The sequence below is a fragment of the uncultured Dialister sp. genome (assembly GCF_900541605.1).
Lineage (GTDB): Bacteria > Bacillota > Negativicutes > Veillonellales > Dialisteraceae > Dialister.
In genome coordinates, this window is sequence record NZ_UQKJ01000046.1 from 1 (window position 1) to 15,038 (window position 15,038).

13 protein-coding genes and 1 riboswitch are annotated in these 15,038 nt (G+C 53.5%); of the genes, 5 read left to right on the forward strand and 8 right to left on the reverse strand.

Annotated elements, in window-relative coordinates; genetic code table 11:
* Positions 1 to 171 precede the first annotated feature (171 nt).
* Positions 172 to 816, forward strand: a complete 645-nt coding sequence (deoC, locus tag QZR21_RS04625; protein ID WP_296098179.1) for a deoxyribose-phosphate aldolase — start codon at positions 172 to 174, stop codon at positions 814 to 816.
* 152 nt (positions 817 to 968) lie between these two features.
* Here deoC and QZR21_RS04630 read toward each other — a convergent pair whose 3' ends face one another.
* The gene (locus QZR21_RS04630; RefSeq protein ID WP_296098182.1) at positions 969 to 1,946 is read right to left on the reverse strand and encodes an ABC transporter substrate-binding protein; all 978 of its coding nucleotides are present in this window, start codon (positions 1,944 to 1,946) and stop codon (positions 969 to 971) included.
* A 118-nt stretch (positions 1,947 to 2,064) separates the two neighbouring features.
* Positions 2,065 to 2,253: riboswitch (cobalamin riboswitch) on the forward strand.
* Between the two features lie 91 nt (positions 2,254 to 2,344).
* Here QZR21_RS04630 and QZR21_RS04635 point away from each other — a divergent pair.
* Both QZR21_RS04635 and uraA read left to right on the forward strand, forming a co-directional pair.
* A complete protein-coding gene (locus QZR21_RS04635) occupies positions 2,345 to 4,270 on the forward strand; it encodes a TonB-dependent siderophore receptor (RefSeq protein ID WP_296098185.1) in 1,926 nt (641 codons plus the stop codon).
* A 292-nt stretch (positions 4,271 to 4,562) separates the two neighbouring features.
* Positions 4,563 to 5,828, forward strand: a complete 1,266-nt coding sequence (uraA, locus tag QZR21_RS04640; protein ID WP_296098188.1) for a uracil permease — start codon at positions 4,563 to 4,565, stop codon at positions 5,826 to 5,828.
* Positions 5,829 to 5,933: 105 nt separating this feature from the next.
* Here the strand turns inward: uraA and QZR21_RS04645 are convergent, their stop codons facing one another.
* On the reverse strand, positions 5,934 to 6,290 hold the full coding sequence (locus QZR21_RS04645; RefSeq protein ID WP_296098190.1) for a TM2 domain-containing protein: 357 nt from the start codon (positions 6,288 to 6,290) through the stop codon (positions 5,934 to 5,936).
* Positions 6,291 to 6,395: 105 nt separating this feature from the next.
* Positions 6,396 to 6,581 carry a hypothetical protein gene (locus QZR21_RS04650; protein ID WP_296098192.1) on the reverse strand — a complete coding sequence of 62 codons (186 nt, stop codon included), beginning with the start codon at positions 6,579 to 6,581 and terminating at the stop codon, positions 6,396 to 6,398.
* A gap of 629 nt (positions 6,582 to 7,210) precedes the next feature.
* On the opposite strand from QZR21_RS04650, the gene QZR21_RS04655 reads away from it, so the two are divergent.
* Positions 7,211 to 8,365, forward strand: a complete 1,155-nt coding sequence (locus tag QZR21_RS04655; RefSeq protein WP_296974017.1) for an ABC transporter substrate-binding protein — start codon at positions 7,211 to 7,213, stop codon at positions 8,363 to 8,365.
* Positions 8,366 to 8,538: 173 nt separating this feature from the next.
* Positions 8,539 to 9,246, forward strand: coding sequence for a Bax inhibitor-1/YccA family protein (locus tag QZR21_RS04660; RefSeq protein ID WP_296098196.1), 708 nt, complete (start codon positions 8,539 to 8,541; stop codon positions 9,244 to 9,246).
* Between the two features lie 165 nt (positions 9,247 to 9,411).
* On the opposite strand, the gene QZR21_RS04665 is transcribed toward QZR21_RS04660, so the two are convergent.
* The 5 genes from QZR21_RS04665 to QZR21_RS04685 form a co-directional block, all read right to left on the reverse strand.
* A complete protein-coding gene (locus QZR21_RS04665; RefSeq protein WP_296974020.1) occupies positions 9,412 to 10,860 on the reverse strand; it encodes a TrkH family potassium uptake protein in 1,449 nt (482 codons plus the stop codon).
* Position 10,861: 1 nt separating this feature from the next.
* Entirely contained in the window at positions 10,862 to 12,208 is a 1,347-nt protein-coding gene (gene trkA / locus QZR21_RS04670; protein WP_296974023.1) for a Trk system potassium transporter TrkA, read from the reverse strand.
* Positions 12,209 to 12,363: 155 nt separating this feature from the next.
* Complete coding sequence (locus tag QZR21_RS04675) at positions 12,364 to 12,933, reverse strand: flavin reductase family protein (protein ID WP_296098204.1); 570 nt, start codon at positions 12,931 to 12,933, stop codon at positions 12,364 to 12,366.
* A gap of 121 nt (positions 12,934 to 13,054) precedes the next feature.
* The gene (locus tag QZR21_RS04680; protein WP_296098206.1) at positions 13,055 to 13,774 is read right to left on the reverse strand and encodes an NAD(P)H-dependent oxidoreductase; all 720 of its coding nucleotides are present in this window, start codon (positions 13,772 to 13,774) and stop codon (positions 13,055 to 13,057) included.
* Between the two features lie 244 nt (positions 13,775 to 14,018).
* Positions 14,019 to 14,957, reverse strand: a complete 939-nt coding sequence (locus QZR21_RS04685; protein WP_296974026.1) for an AEC family transporter — start codon at positions 14,955 to 14,957, stop codon at positions 14,019 to 14,021.
* Positions 14,958 to 15,038 lie beyond the last annotated feature (81 nt).

Here is a 15,038-nt window from a genome sequence, read left to right on the forward strand (position 1 = left end):
ATTCTTGGATTTTTATGCAATGCGAGGAATAGCTCGACCCAAATAGCGAGCTATTCCTCGCAGTGCATAAAAATCCTTATGAGATCTGACTCTGCGAATTAATCAGCGCTTCCCTGGATTTCCAACAGCTCACCGCAATAGTTCCATTCTTCATTTCCCAGGAGGCACACTATGACCAATGAATTTATTTTTTCCCACGTGGACCATACCCTGCTGAAAGCGGCTGCCACATGGGAGGAAATCAGCAAGCTCTGCGAAGAAGCGGAAAAGTACCATATGGCGTCTGTCTGCATTCCTTCTTCCTTTGTGAAAAAAGTGAGGGAAGAATTCCCCTCTCTGACCATCTGCACGGTGGTGGGCTTCCCCCTGGGAAACTGTTCCACCCATGCCAAGGTGGAGGAAGCGGGTAATGCCATTGCAGACGGAGCCGATGAAATCGACATGGTCATCCATATCGGTGCCCTGAAGGAAGGGAACCTTGCCTATGTAACCGATGAGATCGCGGCAGTGAAGGGGACCATAGAGGACCATATCCTGAAGGTCATCGTGGAGACCTGCTATCTCAATGAAAAAGAGAAAATCCATGCCTGCCGGTGTGTAACGGAAGGCGGCGCTGACTATATCAAAACTTCCACCGGCTTTGGCGGGAAAGGGGCCACATTGGAGGATGTGAAGCTTTTCCGGAAATACGTGGGAAAGGATGTCAAAATCAAAGCGGCCGGCGGCATCCATACAAAGGAGGAAATGGAAGCGTACCTCAATGCCGGCGTTTCCCGTATCGGTGCCAGCGGTGCCATAAAAGCGCTTTTGGGATAAGTGATGAAATGATAAGAAAAGAGCCCTTCCGGCGGATAACCGGAGGGGCTTTTTCGATGGACGCTGAAAGGGGGATGAGGCGCAGGCCTGGAAGGTCTAGACCTTTTGCGGCTTCGCCGCTGGATCTCAAATTTCAACTCTCAATTCTCACTTTAATACCCCCGGATCTGCTTTTCATCGCTCATATCGAAGAGGGGACCGTAGGCAGCATTGGCCATGGCTTTGATGGCCCATACGCAGTTCTGGGAGGCAGAGTAGATATACCGGTCCTCCAGGGGCACGATGTGCCTGGCTGCCCGCATGGAGGCAATGGCGGGATTGGCCAGGAAATCATCCCGGTACTTTGCGGCGCCGGTGGTGTCTGAGTCCCGATCCGTGGAGACGAAGAGCATGTCCGGGTCCGTCTTCACGATGAGCTCCGGTGATGTGGCCTGGCCGTTTACGCCGCCGGCCAGGGTAATGGCATTATCGATGCGGGCCCGGGTGAGGAGCTCGTCGAACATGGATCCCGGTCCGCCGTAGCGGGTCATCTGGGACACCAGGTACACCACCGGTTTCTTCCCTGTTTCCTGGGAAAGGCGGCTGTCGATTTCTGAAAGTTCCTGATCCATCTTTTGGATGACATTCTCGCCCCGCTCCTTCTCATCCACTGCGGAGGCGATGATGCGGACGTCTTCCTTTACCTGCTTTATGGACTTCGGACCATCGATAACCACCACCGGAATGCCCAGGTTCCGGTACATGTTGAGGTCATTGCCGCTGGTGTAGGTGGAGGCGATGATGAGGTCCGGCTTTGCCTCTGTGATGATTTCCATGGAGAGGCCGGTGAGGGGCACGGTGAGGGGGATATTCTCCGTATCATCGGCAATATAGGAAATTACCGGGTCCCGGTCCGCTTCCGTAGCAGCCATCAGCTTGTCCGGCGTCACCACGGAAAGGAGCATGGTATCGATGGAGGCAGAATTTCCGAGAATCCGCTTCGGCTTGCCGGGGATGGTGACCTTTGTCCCCGTGGCGTCGGTGACGGTATAGCTTTTCCCTTCCCCGGAAGTTCCCATTTGTTTGTAGCCGCATCCGGAAAGGGAGAGGATGAGACAGAAAAGGGGGATAAGGGCTGCCCTGTATGTCATAAAAAGACCTCCTGCTGTTGATTATTTCCTCTAAATTATAGCATGGAAATCATAAATGATAAAAATATTAATGAAGCATTTACAAATTTCATGATTCATGTATAATAAAGGGGTAAGTTCATCATGAATTCATAATGGTTCGGGGTAAACCCGATGAAAAGAGAAGCGCGGTGATGGAGTATCCCGAGTCCGCCACGGTCCCGCCGCTGTGAAGCAGAGAGGATGCCAGAATGTCACTGGGAAACCGGGAAGACAGCACCCTTGAGGAAGCTGAGTCAGAAGAACTGCCTTATGAATAACAATGTCCGGATGGAAAGGAAAGGTACGATGTATATCGGCCCTCTGCTGACGGTCTTGTTTCTTACGCCCCAAGTAAGGGAAATGAGGGAGGAATTCAAATGAAGAAGGAATTATTAGCAGCGTCACTGGCAGTGTTTGCACTTTCCGGCGGCGCTTTTTCTGTGGAAGCCTCTGAAGCACCGGTGTATTCCCTGGATGGCATCGTGGTCACCGCCAGCCGGGTACCGGAAAAGAAAATGGACTCCAATGCCGATGTGTCCGTGGTGACGTCGAAGGAAATTGCCGAAAAACACTATGATGACGTGAGTGAGGCCATCCGCCATGTGCCGGGGGTGACACTGGCGGGGTACAGTGCCAGTGCCCAGAATTACAGCACCAACCAGGTATATATTAATGGCTCCTCCAACGTGGTGGTTCTTGTGGATGGCATGAGAAAGAATACGAATGGTATCACCGGGGCTTCTGCCAACCTGGGACAGCTGGTAGATATGGATTCTGTGGACCATATCGAAGTGCTGAAGGGATCCGCCTCCACCCTTTACGGGTCCGATGCCCAGGGCGGTGTCATCAATATCATCACAAAGACGCCGAAGGAAGGCGTCCATACGACGCTGACCATGTCTTTCGGCAATGAGGATAAGGAAAAATACAACCTCTATAACGAAGGCCGGGAAGGAAATGTATTCTGGTCTGTGGAGGCAGGCAAAGAGCTCATGGGGGATTTCAAGGATGGCTGGGGACGCCGGGTCATCAATCACCTGAATGCGGAACACTACAATGTAAAGCTGGGATATGACCTGGGCAATGATTCCGACATTGTTTTCAATTACGGGAAATATAAGTCCCATTATACCCGCCCCGATGCCGGCAGTAATGATAAAACCGCGGACAAAGGCAAAAAGGACGATGATTCCATCAGCCTGCAGTATAAGGCAAAAATCAATGACCGCCTGTCCAACCGGTTCTCCATTTACAGGAACCGCACCACTTTCAAAGATAACTATAACCTTGCCGGCAGCTGGCCCACCCTGTGGGATATGGCCATGAAGACCACAGGCCTTTCTGACCAGCTGATCTATACAATGGACCGCCACACCATGACCGGCGGGGTGGACTGGTATAAGGATGAAATTACCCGGTACCACAATATTTCTTCCTACGGTACGGAGCTGGCTGTACCCGATGGCACCCATGTGTCCGATACCGCTTTTTATCTGCAGGACAAGATTGATGTGACCGATAAGTGGAATGTGACCCCGGGAGTCCGCTTTGATCATCATTCCCGCTTTGGGAACCACACATCTCCATCTCTGTCTGTGGGATACAAACAGAATGAAAATACCAATTACTATGTGAACTATAAGACTTTCTTTGTGGCACCAAACCTGTACCAGCTTTATTCGCCTCGCTATGGGCGGAAAGACCTGGATCCCCAGGAAGGAAATACCGTCGAATTCGGTGTGAACCATCGTTTCTCCGATTCCCTGTCCGGTACCTTTAATGTGTATCATACCCATGCAAAGAACATTCTTACCTATGATGAAGCCTATCGGGCCACCAATAGCGGGAAAACCGATGTGAATGGCTTCAATATTTCCCTGGACAAGGAATTCGGCCCACACTGGGAAGCAGGCATCGGTTACTCCTATCTCCATGCCCGGGCCCAGGACGGTAAGAACATCAATCTGGATGGGACCCTGCCGGAAAGCACACTTCATGTGGGCCTGTCTTACAAAGCAGACCGCTTCGATGCTTCCCTCAGCGGCCGGGGTGTCATGAACCGGTATGGGAAGAAGAAGTATCCGGAAATGCGGGACTATGCCAATTACTGGGTGTGGGACCTGGCAGCCAACTACCACTTCACAAAGGGGGCCACCCTTTTTGCCCGGCTCAATAACATTTTCGACCAGTTCTATACGGACGTAGGCACCTCCTATGGGCCCGATGCCAATCCTGCTTACTACCAGTACTGGTACTCCGCGCCGGGGCGGAATTTCGAGGTGGGCCTGCAGTATCAGTTCTGAAGGTAATAAAAGAGTTGAAAGTTGAGGTCTTGCGGCTCCGATGCAGAGACCTGATGTCCTCAGACAGCGGAGCGGTGCATTTGCTGCTGGCAGGTACTCCTCAATCTGAATCTGTCTGCCCTGTGTTTCATAAGTATTTGCGGCAGCAGCAGACATAATTCTCCCTTGCATTTCCGGGGTGAAGAGAATAAAATGGTAGGGATGAAAATTTTACAGTTGTGATTCATAGAAGGAGGGTCTTCAGCCATGCAGGGGCCTTCCTTTTTTATGAGTCCTGCGAGGGAGGAATGAAATGAGTAAACGAATTATTGAAGTGGAAGAACGGCTGCCTATCCTGCCGACCATTCCACTGAGCCTGCAGCATCTCTTTGCCATGTTCGGCTCCACGGTGCTGGTTCCTTTTCTGCTGAACGTAGATCCTGCCACCTGCCTTTTCATGAATGGTATCGGTACGCTCCTGTACCTTTTTATCTGCAAATGGAAACTGCCGGCTTACCTGGGTTCGTCCTTTGCCTTTATTTCGCCGGTGCTGGCGGTAACGTCCACGGCCGGTATGTCCTATGCCGATGCCCAGGGCGGGTTCATCGCCTTCGGCCTCTGCTTCATTTTCCTGGCATTTCTCGTGAAAAAGGCCGGGGTCCACTGGATTGATGTCCTCTTCCCGCCGGCTGCCATGGGGGCCATCGTGGCTATCATCGGTCTGGAACTGGCGCCGCTGGCTATGACCATGTCCGGCTTCATCGGGGAAGCCCAGGGAATGTCAAACAGTACGGCCATCCTGATTTCCATGTTTACCCTGGTGGTTACCATCCTGGCTACCGTACTGGGCCGGGGCTTTGTGGCCATCATTCCGATCCTTATCGGCGTCATTGCAGGCTATATTCTCTCTGTGTGCCTGGGGGTCGTCAATTTCCAGCACGTGGAGGAAATGCCCTGGTTCGCTTTCCCCACGTTCTATGCACCGGAATTTAACCTGTCCGCTATCCTCATGATTCTTCCTGCCCTCTTCGTGGTTTTCGCGGAACATCTGGGTCATCTCTTCGTGACCAGCGATATTGTGGGAAGGAACCTCATCAAGGACCCGGGCCTTCACCGGTCCCTCTTTGCTGACGGCCTGTCCAATATTATTTCCGGCTTCGTAGGATCCACACCGAATACCACCTACGGCGAAAACATGGGTGTCATGGCCATGACCGGCGTTTACAGTACCTGGGTCATTGCCGGTGCCGCTATTTTCGCTATTCTCTTCTCCTTCATCGGAAAGATTGCGGCCCTGATTCATGCCATCCCCACCCCGGTCATGGGCGGCGTGTGCATTCTTCTCTTCGGCTTCATCGCTGCTTCCGGTATTCGTATGCTCATTGAAAAGAAGGTGGACTACACAAAGTCCCGGAACCTCATCCTCACGGCAGTGACCATGATTTCCGGCCTCTCCGGCGCCACCATCGTCATTGGACCGGTACAGCTGAAGGGCATGGGCCTTGCCACCGTGGTAGCCATGATTATCTCCATCTGCTTCCTCATTTTCGATAAGACCCACATGTCTAATAACGAATAAAGAAATAAAAAAACATCCCGCAGTCTGCGGGATGTGGTATACTTCATAGAGACATCGTGATTGACCGGAATTGGCCGCCCTTCAGGGGGCGGCTTTTTTCGCATGTCAGAGGCCATTGTAAAGGTCATCCTTCGGTACCGGCTTTTCCGGATAGAGGAGGGATGCTTCCTTCGTGCAGGCCAGAAGGATTTCTCTGTTTTTATCTTTTACCATGCCGGAAATACGGAAGAGGTCCACCAGCCACCAGATCCAGCCAATGAAACAGCACATGAGGAGCCAGAGCAGGATATTCCGCACCGGCCGGCCCAGGTAGAAATAGTACACCGCAAAGACAATCCACAGGATATAGGCGGTGGAAGTCTTCTTTTCCCGGGATGCGTAGAGGGTGAGGGCATAGCTCTTCTGTTTTTCTGTCAGATTGTTCAGCAGATTGATTTCGTCTGCATCAAAAGATGGTTCCATAGGAGCCTCCTTGGGGAAATTAAAGAGATGAGAGTTGAGTTAAGGTTCTGCGGCTTTGCCGCAGACCGGCATTCCATTCTCTTAACTCAACACTCAATCCTGCTCTTAAAATATCCGGCTCTTCAGTTTCATGGCCTTCCATTTGGCAAGGGCCTGCTTTGCCTCTTCCGGAGCATCCTTCGTGAGGCGCACATCCCCCTTCATCCGCTCCTCCATGGTGACGGAGGGGTCAATGTAGGGCTCGAAGGTTTTGTAAAAATTCATCTTTGAGATTTCTTCAGAAATATCCATGGCATCCTCCTTGAAAACATATTCTTTCCTCCTTATTTTACTATAGACAGGCAGGAAGGCGGCAGACAGAAAAAGGGTTGAGAATTGAGATCCGGCGGCTCTGCCGCAGGTGGATGCACCGATGGCAGCAACTATCTATTTGGCTCATGCAGGAGGGAATGTATACGAAATTCGGATAATAGAAGAAAGTCATTGACAGAAAGGGGATGGACCCTGTATGATTACATTCAACTTCAGGGAAGCATACAATGCTTCTCCCCAAATGTGAGGATCGGGACAAAGTCTCATGAAGGCCATGGCAGAGAGCCGGCGGATGGTGAAAGCCGGTATGGGGCATAAGACGAACTCTCCCGGGAGCACCAGATTGAAATCGAGTAGAGAAGGCGGCCGTCTCCGTTACAGACAGAACGAAAGTATAATGCAGGGTGGTACCGCGAATTCGCCCCTGTCCCATGGTGGACAGGGGCTTTTTGATTTCCGGGAATCCCTGGGCAGCGGTGCAAAGAGCAGGCTGGCCCCATGCTTTCTACGAAGTGATAAATCAGGGTGGTACCGCGGTGAATCCGCCCCTGGTGGAATTGTGTCGTTCCATCAGGGGCTTTTCTGATGGAGAAAGAGGAGGAACCGAAATGAAGAACTTCAAGAAAGCAGTGAAAATGGCAGGAATCTGTTCCCTGGCGGCAGTGATGGTGGCAGTCATGGCGGGGTGCGGGGGAAAGACCGCAAATAATGTCTCTTCCGGCGCAAAGAATGCGGCAAAAATCGGCTTTACCGCCGCCCTCACCGGCGGCGCGGCAGCGTACGGCAAGTCGGAAGAAGAGGGCGTACGGCTGGCGGTGGAAGAAATCAACCGGAAAGGGGATTTCCCCATTGACCTCATGGTGGATGACACGAAGGCAGTGCCGGCGGAAGCCATGAATGCCACGAAGAAGCAGATTCAGAATAAGGCGGCCATCCTCATCGGTCCCATGACATCCAATGAAGCCAAGGCTGCAGGACCCATCATCCAGAATGCCAAGGTACCGTCCCTGGAAATCTCAGTAACCGCGGAAAATATTACGGACATGGGGGACTGCATTTTCCGGAATTCCGTGCCGGAGTCAAAAAATATTCCCCAGACCGTAAAAAAGACCCATCAGATTCTGGGATACAAGACGGCAGCAGTCATGTATGCCCAGGACAATGAACAGCATGTGACGGCGCAGAAATATTTCAAAAAGACCATGGAAGAAGAGGGGGTCCAGGTGGTGGATGTGGAAACCTTCGGAAGCAAGGACAGCGAGTTCTCTGCCCAGCTCACCAATATCCAGACAAAGAATCCCGATGTCATCGTGGTGTGCAGCTACTACCAGGAGGGATCCCGGATCCTGAAGAAAATGCGGGAAATGGGAATGAACCAGCCTGTGCTGGGGGATAACGGATTTGTTTCCCCGGAACTGGGAAATATGGCCGGCGCTGCCGCGGACAATGTGTATGTATCCTCCATGTGGTCTCCGGAGAGGAAAGATGAAAGGGTGCAGCACTTTGTGGAGGCCTATACGGCCAGATACGGCCATGCACCGGACCAGTTTGCCGCCAGCGCTTACGATGGCGTTTACATGGCCCTGGATGCCATGAAACGGGCCGGCACCATTACAGACCGTGCGAAAATCCGGGAATCCCTGGCAAAGATGAAAGATTTCAAAGGGGTCTGCGGCACATTCAGCTTCGATGATAAGCGGGACCCGGTGGTAGACCTGATCCTGATGAAAATGGAAGGCGGAAAGTATCGGATGGTAGATTGAAGTGCTCATGCCGTGGAGCATGGGAAGTGATGGCTGCGGGCATTGCCCGTGGCCCGTAGAAAAACCGGTATGGCCACGGGGCCCTGCCTCGCCTGCCGGGGACTTTCCTTTCTGTGATACAATAGAAGTACCCCAAAGAATATATTGAATCTGTTTCAGAAAGGAGTCTTTCTATGTACAGCGACGAAATGACGGCGGAAAGGGAGAAAAGCCTTTCCATCAATATGCCGGGCCTCATGAGGGATGTATATGCCTGGATGGCCATCGCCCTGGTGGTGACGGGCTTCTCTGCCTGGTTTGTATCGGAGAGCCCTACGATCTCCGGCCTTTTCCTGGGAAGCCGGATGGGAACCATTACCCTTATCATTGCCACCTTTGCCCTGGTGTGGAGGCTTTCTTCGGCCATGGGGAGAATGTCCCTGAAATCGGCGGCAGCCATGTTTCTCGTGTATTCCGTGCTGAACGGCATCACATTCTCCGCCATTTTCCTGACCTATACCCTGTCTTCCATCGGCGGTGTCTTCTTCATGACCGCCGGTACCTTTGGCATCATGTCAGCCTACGGCTACGTGACGAAGGCGGATCTGTCGAAAATGGGGAACATGTGCCTCATGGGTCTCTTCGGTATCATCCTGGCTACGGTTCTTGGGTTCTTCTTTGACAGCACCTTCCTGCAGCTGCTTATCTCCTACGCAGGGATCCTGGTCTTCACGGGCCTCACTATCTATGACACCCAGTCCATCAAACGGCTGGCCCTTACCTACCATTCCCGGGCCACCGATGAAGGACAGAAAGTAGCCATCCTGGGTGCCCTTACTCTGTACCTGGATTTCATCAACATCTTCATTTACCTTCTCCGCCTCTTCGGAGACAGGAAATAAGAAAGCACTAAAAAAGCCGGCGAAAGCCGGCTTTTTATTTTGAGGTAAGAAAATTGAGTCTCTGCGGCGCTTCCCTGGAAGTCCTATGCTAATGACTCTACTCATCAGCAGGCAAACCAGCGGCGAAGCCGCGAGACCTCGACTCTCAAATCCCAATTCTCATCATCACCATCCGCCCCGTCTCCAGAAGGAGGGGATGAAGATGGACAGGAGGGTCACCGATTCCAGGCGGCCGAAGAGCATGGAAAGGCAGGCGATGACCTTGCTGAAATCCGGCAGGGCGGCATAGGTACAGGTGGCACCGAACTGGCCGAAGGCAGGACCCGTATTACTCATGGTGGAGAAGGCCACGCCCAGGGCGTCCATGAAGGCCACCCCATCTGCCATGAAGCAGGCGGCCCAGAGAGCGGAGAGGGCCATGTAGATGAAGAAGAAGGCCAGCACCTGGAATACCGTATTCTGGGAGAACCGCTCCCGGCCTACGGTGATGTGGAATACGGCCTTCGGGTGCATGTGGAGCTTCAGAATGGCGGAGAAGGATTTGAAGAGAAGGATGAGTCGGATCACCTTCAGGCCGCCGGCCGTGGAACCGCCGCAGCCGCCGGCAATCATGATGAGGAGAATCATCAGCTTTGCAAATGCCGGCCACCGGTCGAAGTCCGCCGATACGAAGCCGGTGGTAGAAGAAATGGAGGCGCACTGGAAGAGGGACTCCCGTAGAGACTCTGCCAATGGTATATGGGACGTGAGGGCCAGGGAGGCGGCGATGAGGACAGTACTTATGGCTACAATGGCCAGGTACACCTTGAACTCCGTGTCCTCCAGGATCACGTGGAATCCCCGTTTCCAGGTGTCCACGTACATGCCGAAGTTGGCACTGGAAATGACCATGAAAAATACAAGGATGAGCTCCAGGGAAGCGCTGTGGTAGTAGGCAATGCTTTCATTTCTCGTGGAGAAACCGCCGGTGGCGATGGTGGAGAAGGCATGGTCCAGGGCGTCCAGGAAATCCATGCCCCACAGCATGAGGGCCGCGGTGCAGGCGGCGGTGAAGACGAAGTACACGATGAAAAGGGACCGGGCCGTTTCCTTGATGCGGGGCAGGGTCTTGGAATTGGTGGGACCCGTGCTTTCGGCGTTCACCATTTTCGTGGTGCCCCGTCCGGCCTGGGGGAAGAGAGCCACGAAGATGACGATGATGCCGAGGCCGCCGAGCCAGTGGGTCATGGCCCGGAAGAAGAGGAGCGACGGCGGCAGGACGGTGATATCATTGATCACCGTGGCGCCGGTACCGGTGAGGCCTGATACGCTTTCCACGATGCTGTCCAGGGGGGAAAGGACCCCTGAAAGGGCATAGGGCAGGGCGTAGAGGAGGGATACAGAAAGCCAGGTGATGGCGGTGATGGCCGTGCCCTCCCGGGGTGTGAGCCCTGCATAAGGAGAAATTCCCCGGGCCCGGAGCAGGAAGAAAAGCACCACCGAAAGGGCCATGGGGATGAGGAAGGCCGTTACCGGGCCGTGGTAGTAGAAAGAAAGGAAGAGAGGGAGAAGGAGCACGAGGCCGCTTCCCAGAAGGATGCGGGAGAGCATGAACCGGATGATTTCTCTATTCATATCAGTCCCTGCCTTTGATATAAGAAATGATTCTCTGTGCCTTGTCTGCCTCGGCGATGAGAATCACCGTGTCCCCCGTTTCCAGGACGGAATGGCCGTCAGGAATGTGGGCTTCCCCGTTCCGTACGTAGGCACCTACGAGGCAGGACTTGGGGACGCCCACCTTCATGAGGGGCTTTCCGGCGGCCCGGGAGCCTTCGGGCAGGATGATTTCCAGGGCCTGCACTTTGGCCCCTTCCAGAAGGGACACGGAGACCACGCTGCCCCGGCGGACGAAAGCAAGCACTTCGCCTGCCGCCAGGAGCCGGGTGGAAAGGACGATGTCGATGCCCACCTGCTGCATGAGGGAAATATATTCGGTCCGGGTCACCCGGACAATGGTCTGCCGGGCGCCCAGGTGTTTGGCCAGGAGGGCCATCATGAGATTCAGCCGTTCATCCTTCGTGGTGCAGATGGCGGTGTCCGCCTCCGATACCCCTTCCTGGGTGAGGAGGTCGATGTCTGTGCCGTCGCCGCAGAGGACGAGGCCCTTCTTCAGCTTTTCTGCGGTCCTGCGGCAGTGCTCTTCATTGTTATCGATGACTTTCACGGAAATCCCCTGCTTTTCCAGCATGGGGGCCAGGGTCTGCCCCGTCCGGCCGGCGCCGATGATGAGGGCTTTCTTCGTGCGGCGCTGGTATTTCGCATGGCCGTGGGCGGAGATTTCTTTCAGGGAATCCGGATTTCCCAGAAAATACACGTAATCCAGGGGGAGAATCCGGTCATTGCCGTGGGGAATGATCATGTGATGGTCCCGGAGAATGAGGGCTGCCAGCACCTGGGGCGGCAGGGTAATATCCTTCAGTTCCTTATGGGCCAGGGGCGAATGGGGGCTGATTTTTGTCTCCAGAAGCCGCACTTTCCCGCCGGCGAAATCTTCCACGTTGATGGCGGAAGGCGTCATAATGAGGCGGCTGATTTCACGGGCCGTAATGAGCTCCGGACTCAGCACCAGGTCGATATCGAAGTTTTCCCGGATATAGTCCACCGGCTCCGACAGGAACTTCGGGTCCCGGATCCGGGCGATGGTGTGGGGGATACCGTTTTTCTTCGCCAGGATACAGGCGATGATATTCACCTCGTCCATGGCAGTCACCGCCACCACCAGGTCACTGCCTTTGACGTCGCTGCTCCTCATAAAAGAGGGGCTCGTGCCGTCGGCGTGGATGGTGAGCACGTCAAGGCTTGTGCGGACGGACTCCAGCTTCTCGGCGTCCGAATCTACTACGATTACATCATATCCTTCATTGGACAGGAGCTCGGAGATAATATATCCCAGATGCCCTGCACCGATGACAACAATTCGCATGATTTTCACCCCTTTTAAAAGGAATCGTTTCCATTTGTTATTATATCACGGTGGGAAGAAAAAAGAATTGGGAATCGGGGACAGGGGTTCCAGAGTATCCGGCTCTGCAGCAAAAAAACGAAGAAGCCAGGGCTTCTCCGTTTTGGAAGTTTATTTTATTTCTTTATGAATTTCCGCCCTTCCTTCCAGGCCCGGCCGGCGGTCTTTGAAATCTCAAGGTACGTGCCGTTTACGCCACCGAAGGCGAGGGGATGAAGTTTGGCGGGATCCGGTTTGCCGTTGGTCAGGATGGACTCATCCGCCAGGATATGTTCAATGGTGCCGACCACGTGGAAATCTTCGCCTTCGGGAATCATCTTTTCTACCTTGCATTCAAAGGTAAAGGGGTATTCCTCAATGACCGGGGCATTTACATATTCGCTCTTCACGGTATGGAAGCCGGCATTTTCGATTTTTCCTTCCACCCTGTGGCCGCTGACGGTGCCGAAATAATCGGATTCCGCCATGGTATCCACCGTGGCCATGCTGACGGTGAAAGCGCCGGTTTCCTTCAGGTTATCCATGGTCTTATGGGTGTGGTCCAGCATGATGCCGATTTTATTGGTGTCGTAAATACCGGCCCAGGCGGCCACCATGGCATCGGGCTTTCCGTCTTTGTCCCAGGTGGCAATAACGATGGCAGGCTGGGGATAAATCCAGGATGCCGGTTTAAATCCTTTTTTCATGACAGTTCTTCCTTTCTGCAAATCAATAAAGAACAATGGCAGAATCTGGTGAATGGAGCACAAGGGACAATGTCCCTTTCAGCAAACGTGCCGGCTGACGATTGCGGCCTTTACATCAATCTCATCTTACCCATTCCACCGATTCCGAGAGGGGCTTCCGGCTCTTGTCGCGGTGCGGCGTTTCTGCCCGGTAGCCAAAGGCGGCCATGACGGCGATGCCGTAGTGGTCCGTGTCGAAGAGTTTCCTTTCTTTGCCCAGTATACGTGTCATTTCATCGGGGATATAGCCCTCCAGGGGGCAGGAGTCAATGCCCATGTAGGCAGCCATGGTCATCATGTTGGCCATGACGATGTAGGCCTGCTTCGATGTCCAGTCGAAGGCACTCCGTTCGGAGTCCAGGATTTTCATATCCTCTTTGCCGAAGCGGCTGTAGACTTTGCTGTAGAAATCATAGACCTCCGGCGGTACCTGGTGAATGTCTTTCAGCATATGGTCCACGTAGGGGGAGCCGAAGGTGATGTCTTTCCGCTTATTGGCCAGGAAAACCACGAAATGGCTGGCCCCTTCGAGGCCGGCCTTCGCACCCCAGCCATAGGGAATCATTTCTTTACGGATTTCCGGATTCTGGATGACCAGGATTTTCCAGGGCTCCATGCCAAAGGAAGTGGGAGACAGGCGGGCTGCTTCCAGGAGGGTCTCAAAGTCTTCATCGGAAATCTTTTTTGCGGGATCAAATTTCTTGGTGGCGTAGCGATACTTCATGGCCTCCAGCAGCACCTTTTTGTCATTGTGGGGCTGAGGCGTATTTTTTGTGGGGATGATGACAGATTCGGTATTCATAGGATCTCCTTAAAAATTCAATTCTTTCAATACTCTTCATGAGCAAATATAGCATTTTTTCTATGTATTGTCAAAAGAGAAGCTGCGGGAAAGAGGAAGGGGCTCGAGGTACCTGCGGCGCTCTTCCCGCTTCCCGCAGCTGCGGTCATTGGCAGTACAGGAGCATCCGGTAAAAGGACTGCCGGATAGCTGTGTTCATTATACTATTTCATTCATTTCCCGGAAAGAACTGTAAAAAAAGGTACTATGAAAACAGATACATGTAGAAGGGAATGAAGAAGATTCCCAGGGCCAGGGAGACGCAGTTGATGGTGGTGGAATAGTCGGAATCCGCCCCTACGCTGGTGGCGAGGATGGTCATATTCGTCATGGCCGGCATGCCTGCCTGCAGGAGGAAGACTTTCGCCGACATGGGACTCACCGGGATAAAGGGCAGCAGCAGGTACAGGCAGAGGGGGGACAGGATGAAACGGCCCGCCATGGCCCCGATAAGGTCCCGGTCCCAGTGGATGGAGGACAGGGGAATATGGCTCATCTGGATGCCGATGACCATGAGGGCCATGGGGGTAGCCATATTGCCTACGTACCGGCAGGCGGTGAGGACAAAATGGGGCAGCGGAATATCCAGAAGCACCAGCACCACCCCTGTCAGGAATCCCATGAGCGGCGGGGTCCGGAGTTTTTTCAGCATTTCCGGGGGCGTGAATTTCTGGTCTCCTCCGGCGTCCTTTACAATGAGGTAGGCCCCGAGGCCCCAGAACATGGCGGTATTGGCGATGTAGTACAGCATGGCGGAGGGGACGCTCTTTTCGCCGAAGAGGGCTACATTCACCGGCAGGCCGATGAAAATGGCATTGGCAATGCAGCAGGTGCAGGTAAAAATGCCCCGGCGCCCCTTGGATACGTGGAGGATAGATGCCCAGATCCGGCCGGCTATGTAGGCCACGAAAATGGAGGCAAAGGGCAGGAGCAGGTCCGGTGCCGTGGCGATGAGCTGGTGCTGGGTGAAATTGGATTTCAGGGAATACACCATGAGCGGCGGCAGGGCCACGGTCATGGTAAACCGGGTGAGGTCTTTCCCCGCATTGGCCCAGAACCACCCCTTTTTGGAAAGATAAAATCCCAGCCCCGCAATGAGGACTACTTCGAATATGCCGGCTAATCCCTGTAATATGGCGTCCATAGAAATTCTCCCTGAGAATTAAGGAGGCGCTGATTAATTCGCAGAGTCAGATTTCATAAGGATTTTTATGCACTGCTTCGT

What these genes read in the sequence shown, in the direction of transcription:
- deoC (WP_296098179.1), top strand. Translation starts at nt 172, where the DNA reads ATGACCAATGAATTTATTTTTTCCCACGTGGACCATACCCTGCTGAAA.
- QZR21_RS04630 (WP_296098182.1), bottom strand. Translation starts at nt 1,946, where the DNA reads ATGACATACAGGGCAGCCCTTATCCCCCTTTTCTGTCTCATCCTCTCC.
- QZR21_RS04635 (WP_296098185.1), top strand. Translation starts at nt 2,345, where the DNA reads ATGAAGAAGGAATTATTAGCAGCGTCACTGGCAGTGTTTGCACTTTCC.
- uraA (WP_296098188.1), top strand. Translation starts at nt 4,563, where the DNA reads ATGAGTAAACGAATTATTGAAGTGGAAGAACGGCTGCCTATCCTGCCG.
- QZR21_RS04645 (WP_296098190.1), bottom strand. Translation starts at nt 6,290, where the DNA reads ATGGAACCATCTTTTGATGCAGACGAAATCAATCTGCTGAACAATCTG.
- QZR21_RS04650 (WP_296098192.1), bottom strand. Translation starts at nt 6,581, where the DNA reads ATGGATATTTCTGAAGAAATCTCAAAGATGAATTTTTACAAAACCTTC.
- QZR21_RS04655 (WP_296974017.1), top strand. Translation starts at nt 7,211, where the DNA reads ATGAAGAACTTCAAGAAAGCAGTGAAAATGGCAGGAATCTGTTCCCTG.
- QZR21_RS04660 (WP_296098196.1), top strand. Translation starts at nt 8,539, where the DNA reads ATGTACAGCGACGAAATGACGGCGGAAAGGGAGAAAAGCCTTTCCATC.
- QZR21_RS04665 (WP_296974020.1), bottom strand. Translation starts at nt 10,860, where the DNA reads ATGAATAGAGAAATCATCCGGTTCATGCTCTCCCGCATCCTTCTGGGA.
- trkA (WP_296974023.1), bottom strand. Translation starts at nt 12,208, where the DNA reads ATGCGAATTGTTGTCATCGGTGCAGGGCATCTGGGATATATTATCTCC.
- QZR21_RS04675 (WP_296098204.1), bottom strand. Translation starts at nt 12,933, where the DNA reads ATGAAAAAAGGATTTAAACCGGCATCCTGGATTTATCCCCAGCCTGCC.
- QZR21_RS04680 (WP_296098206.1), bottom strand. Translation starts at nt 13,774, where the DNA reads ATGAATACCGAATCTGTCATCATCCCCACAAAAAATACGCCTCAGCCC.
- QZR21_RS04685 (WP_296974026.1), bottom strand. Translation starts at nt 14,957, where the DNA reads ATGGACGCCATATTACAGGGATTAGCCGGCATATTCGAAGTAGTCCTC.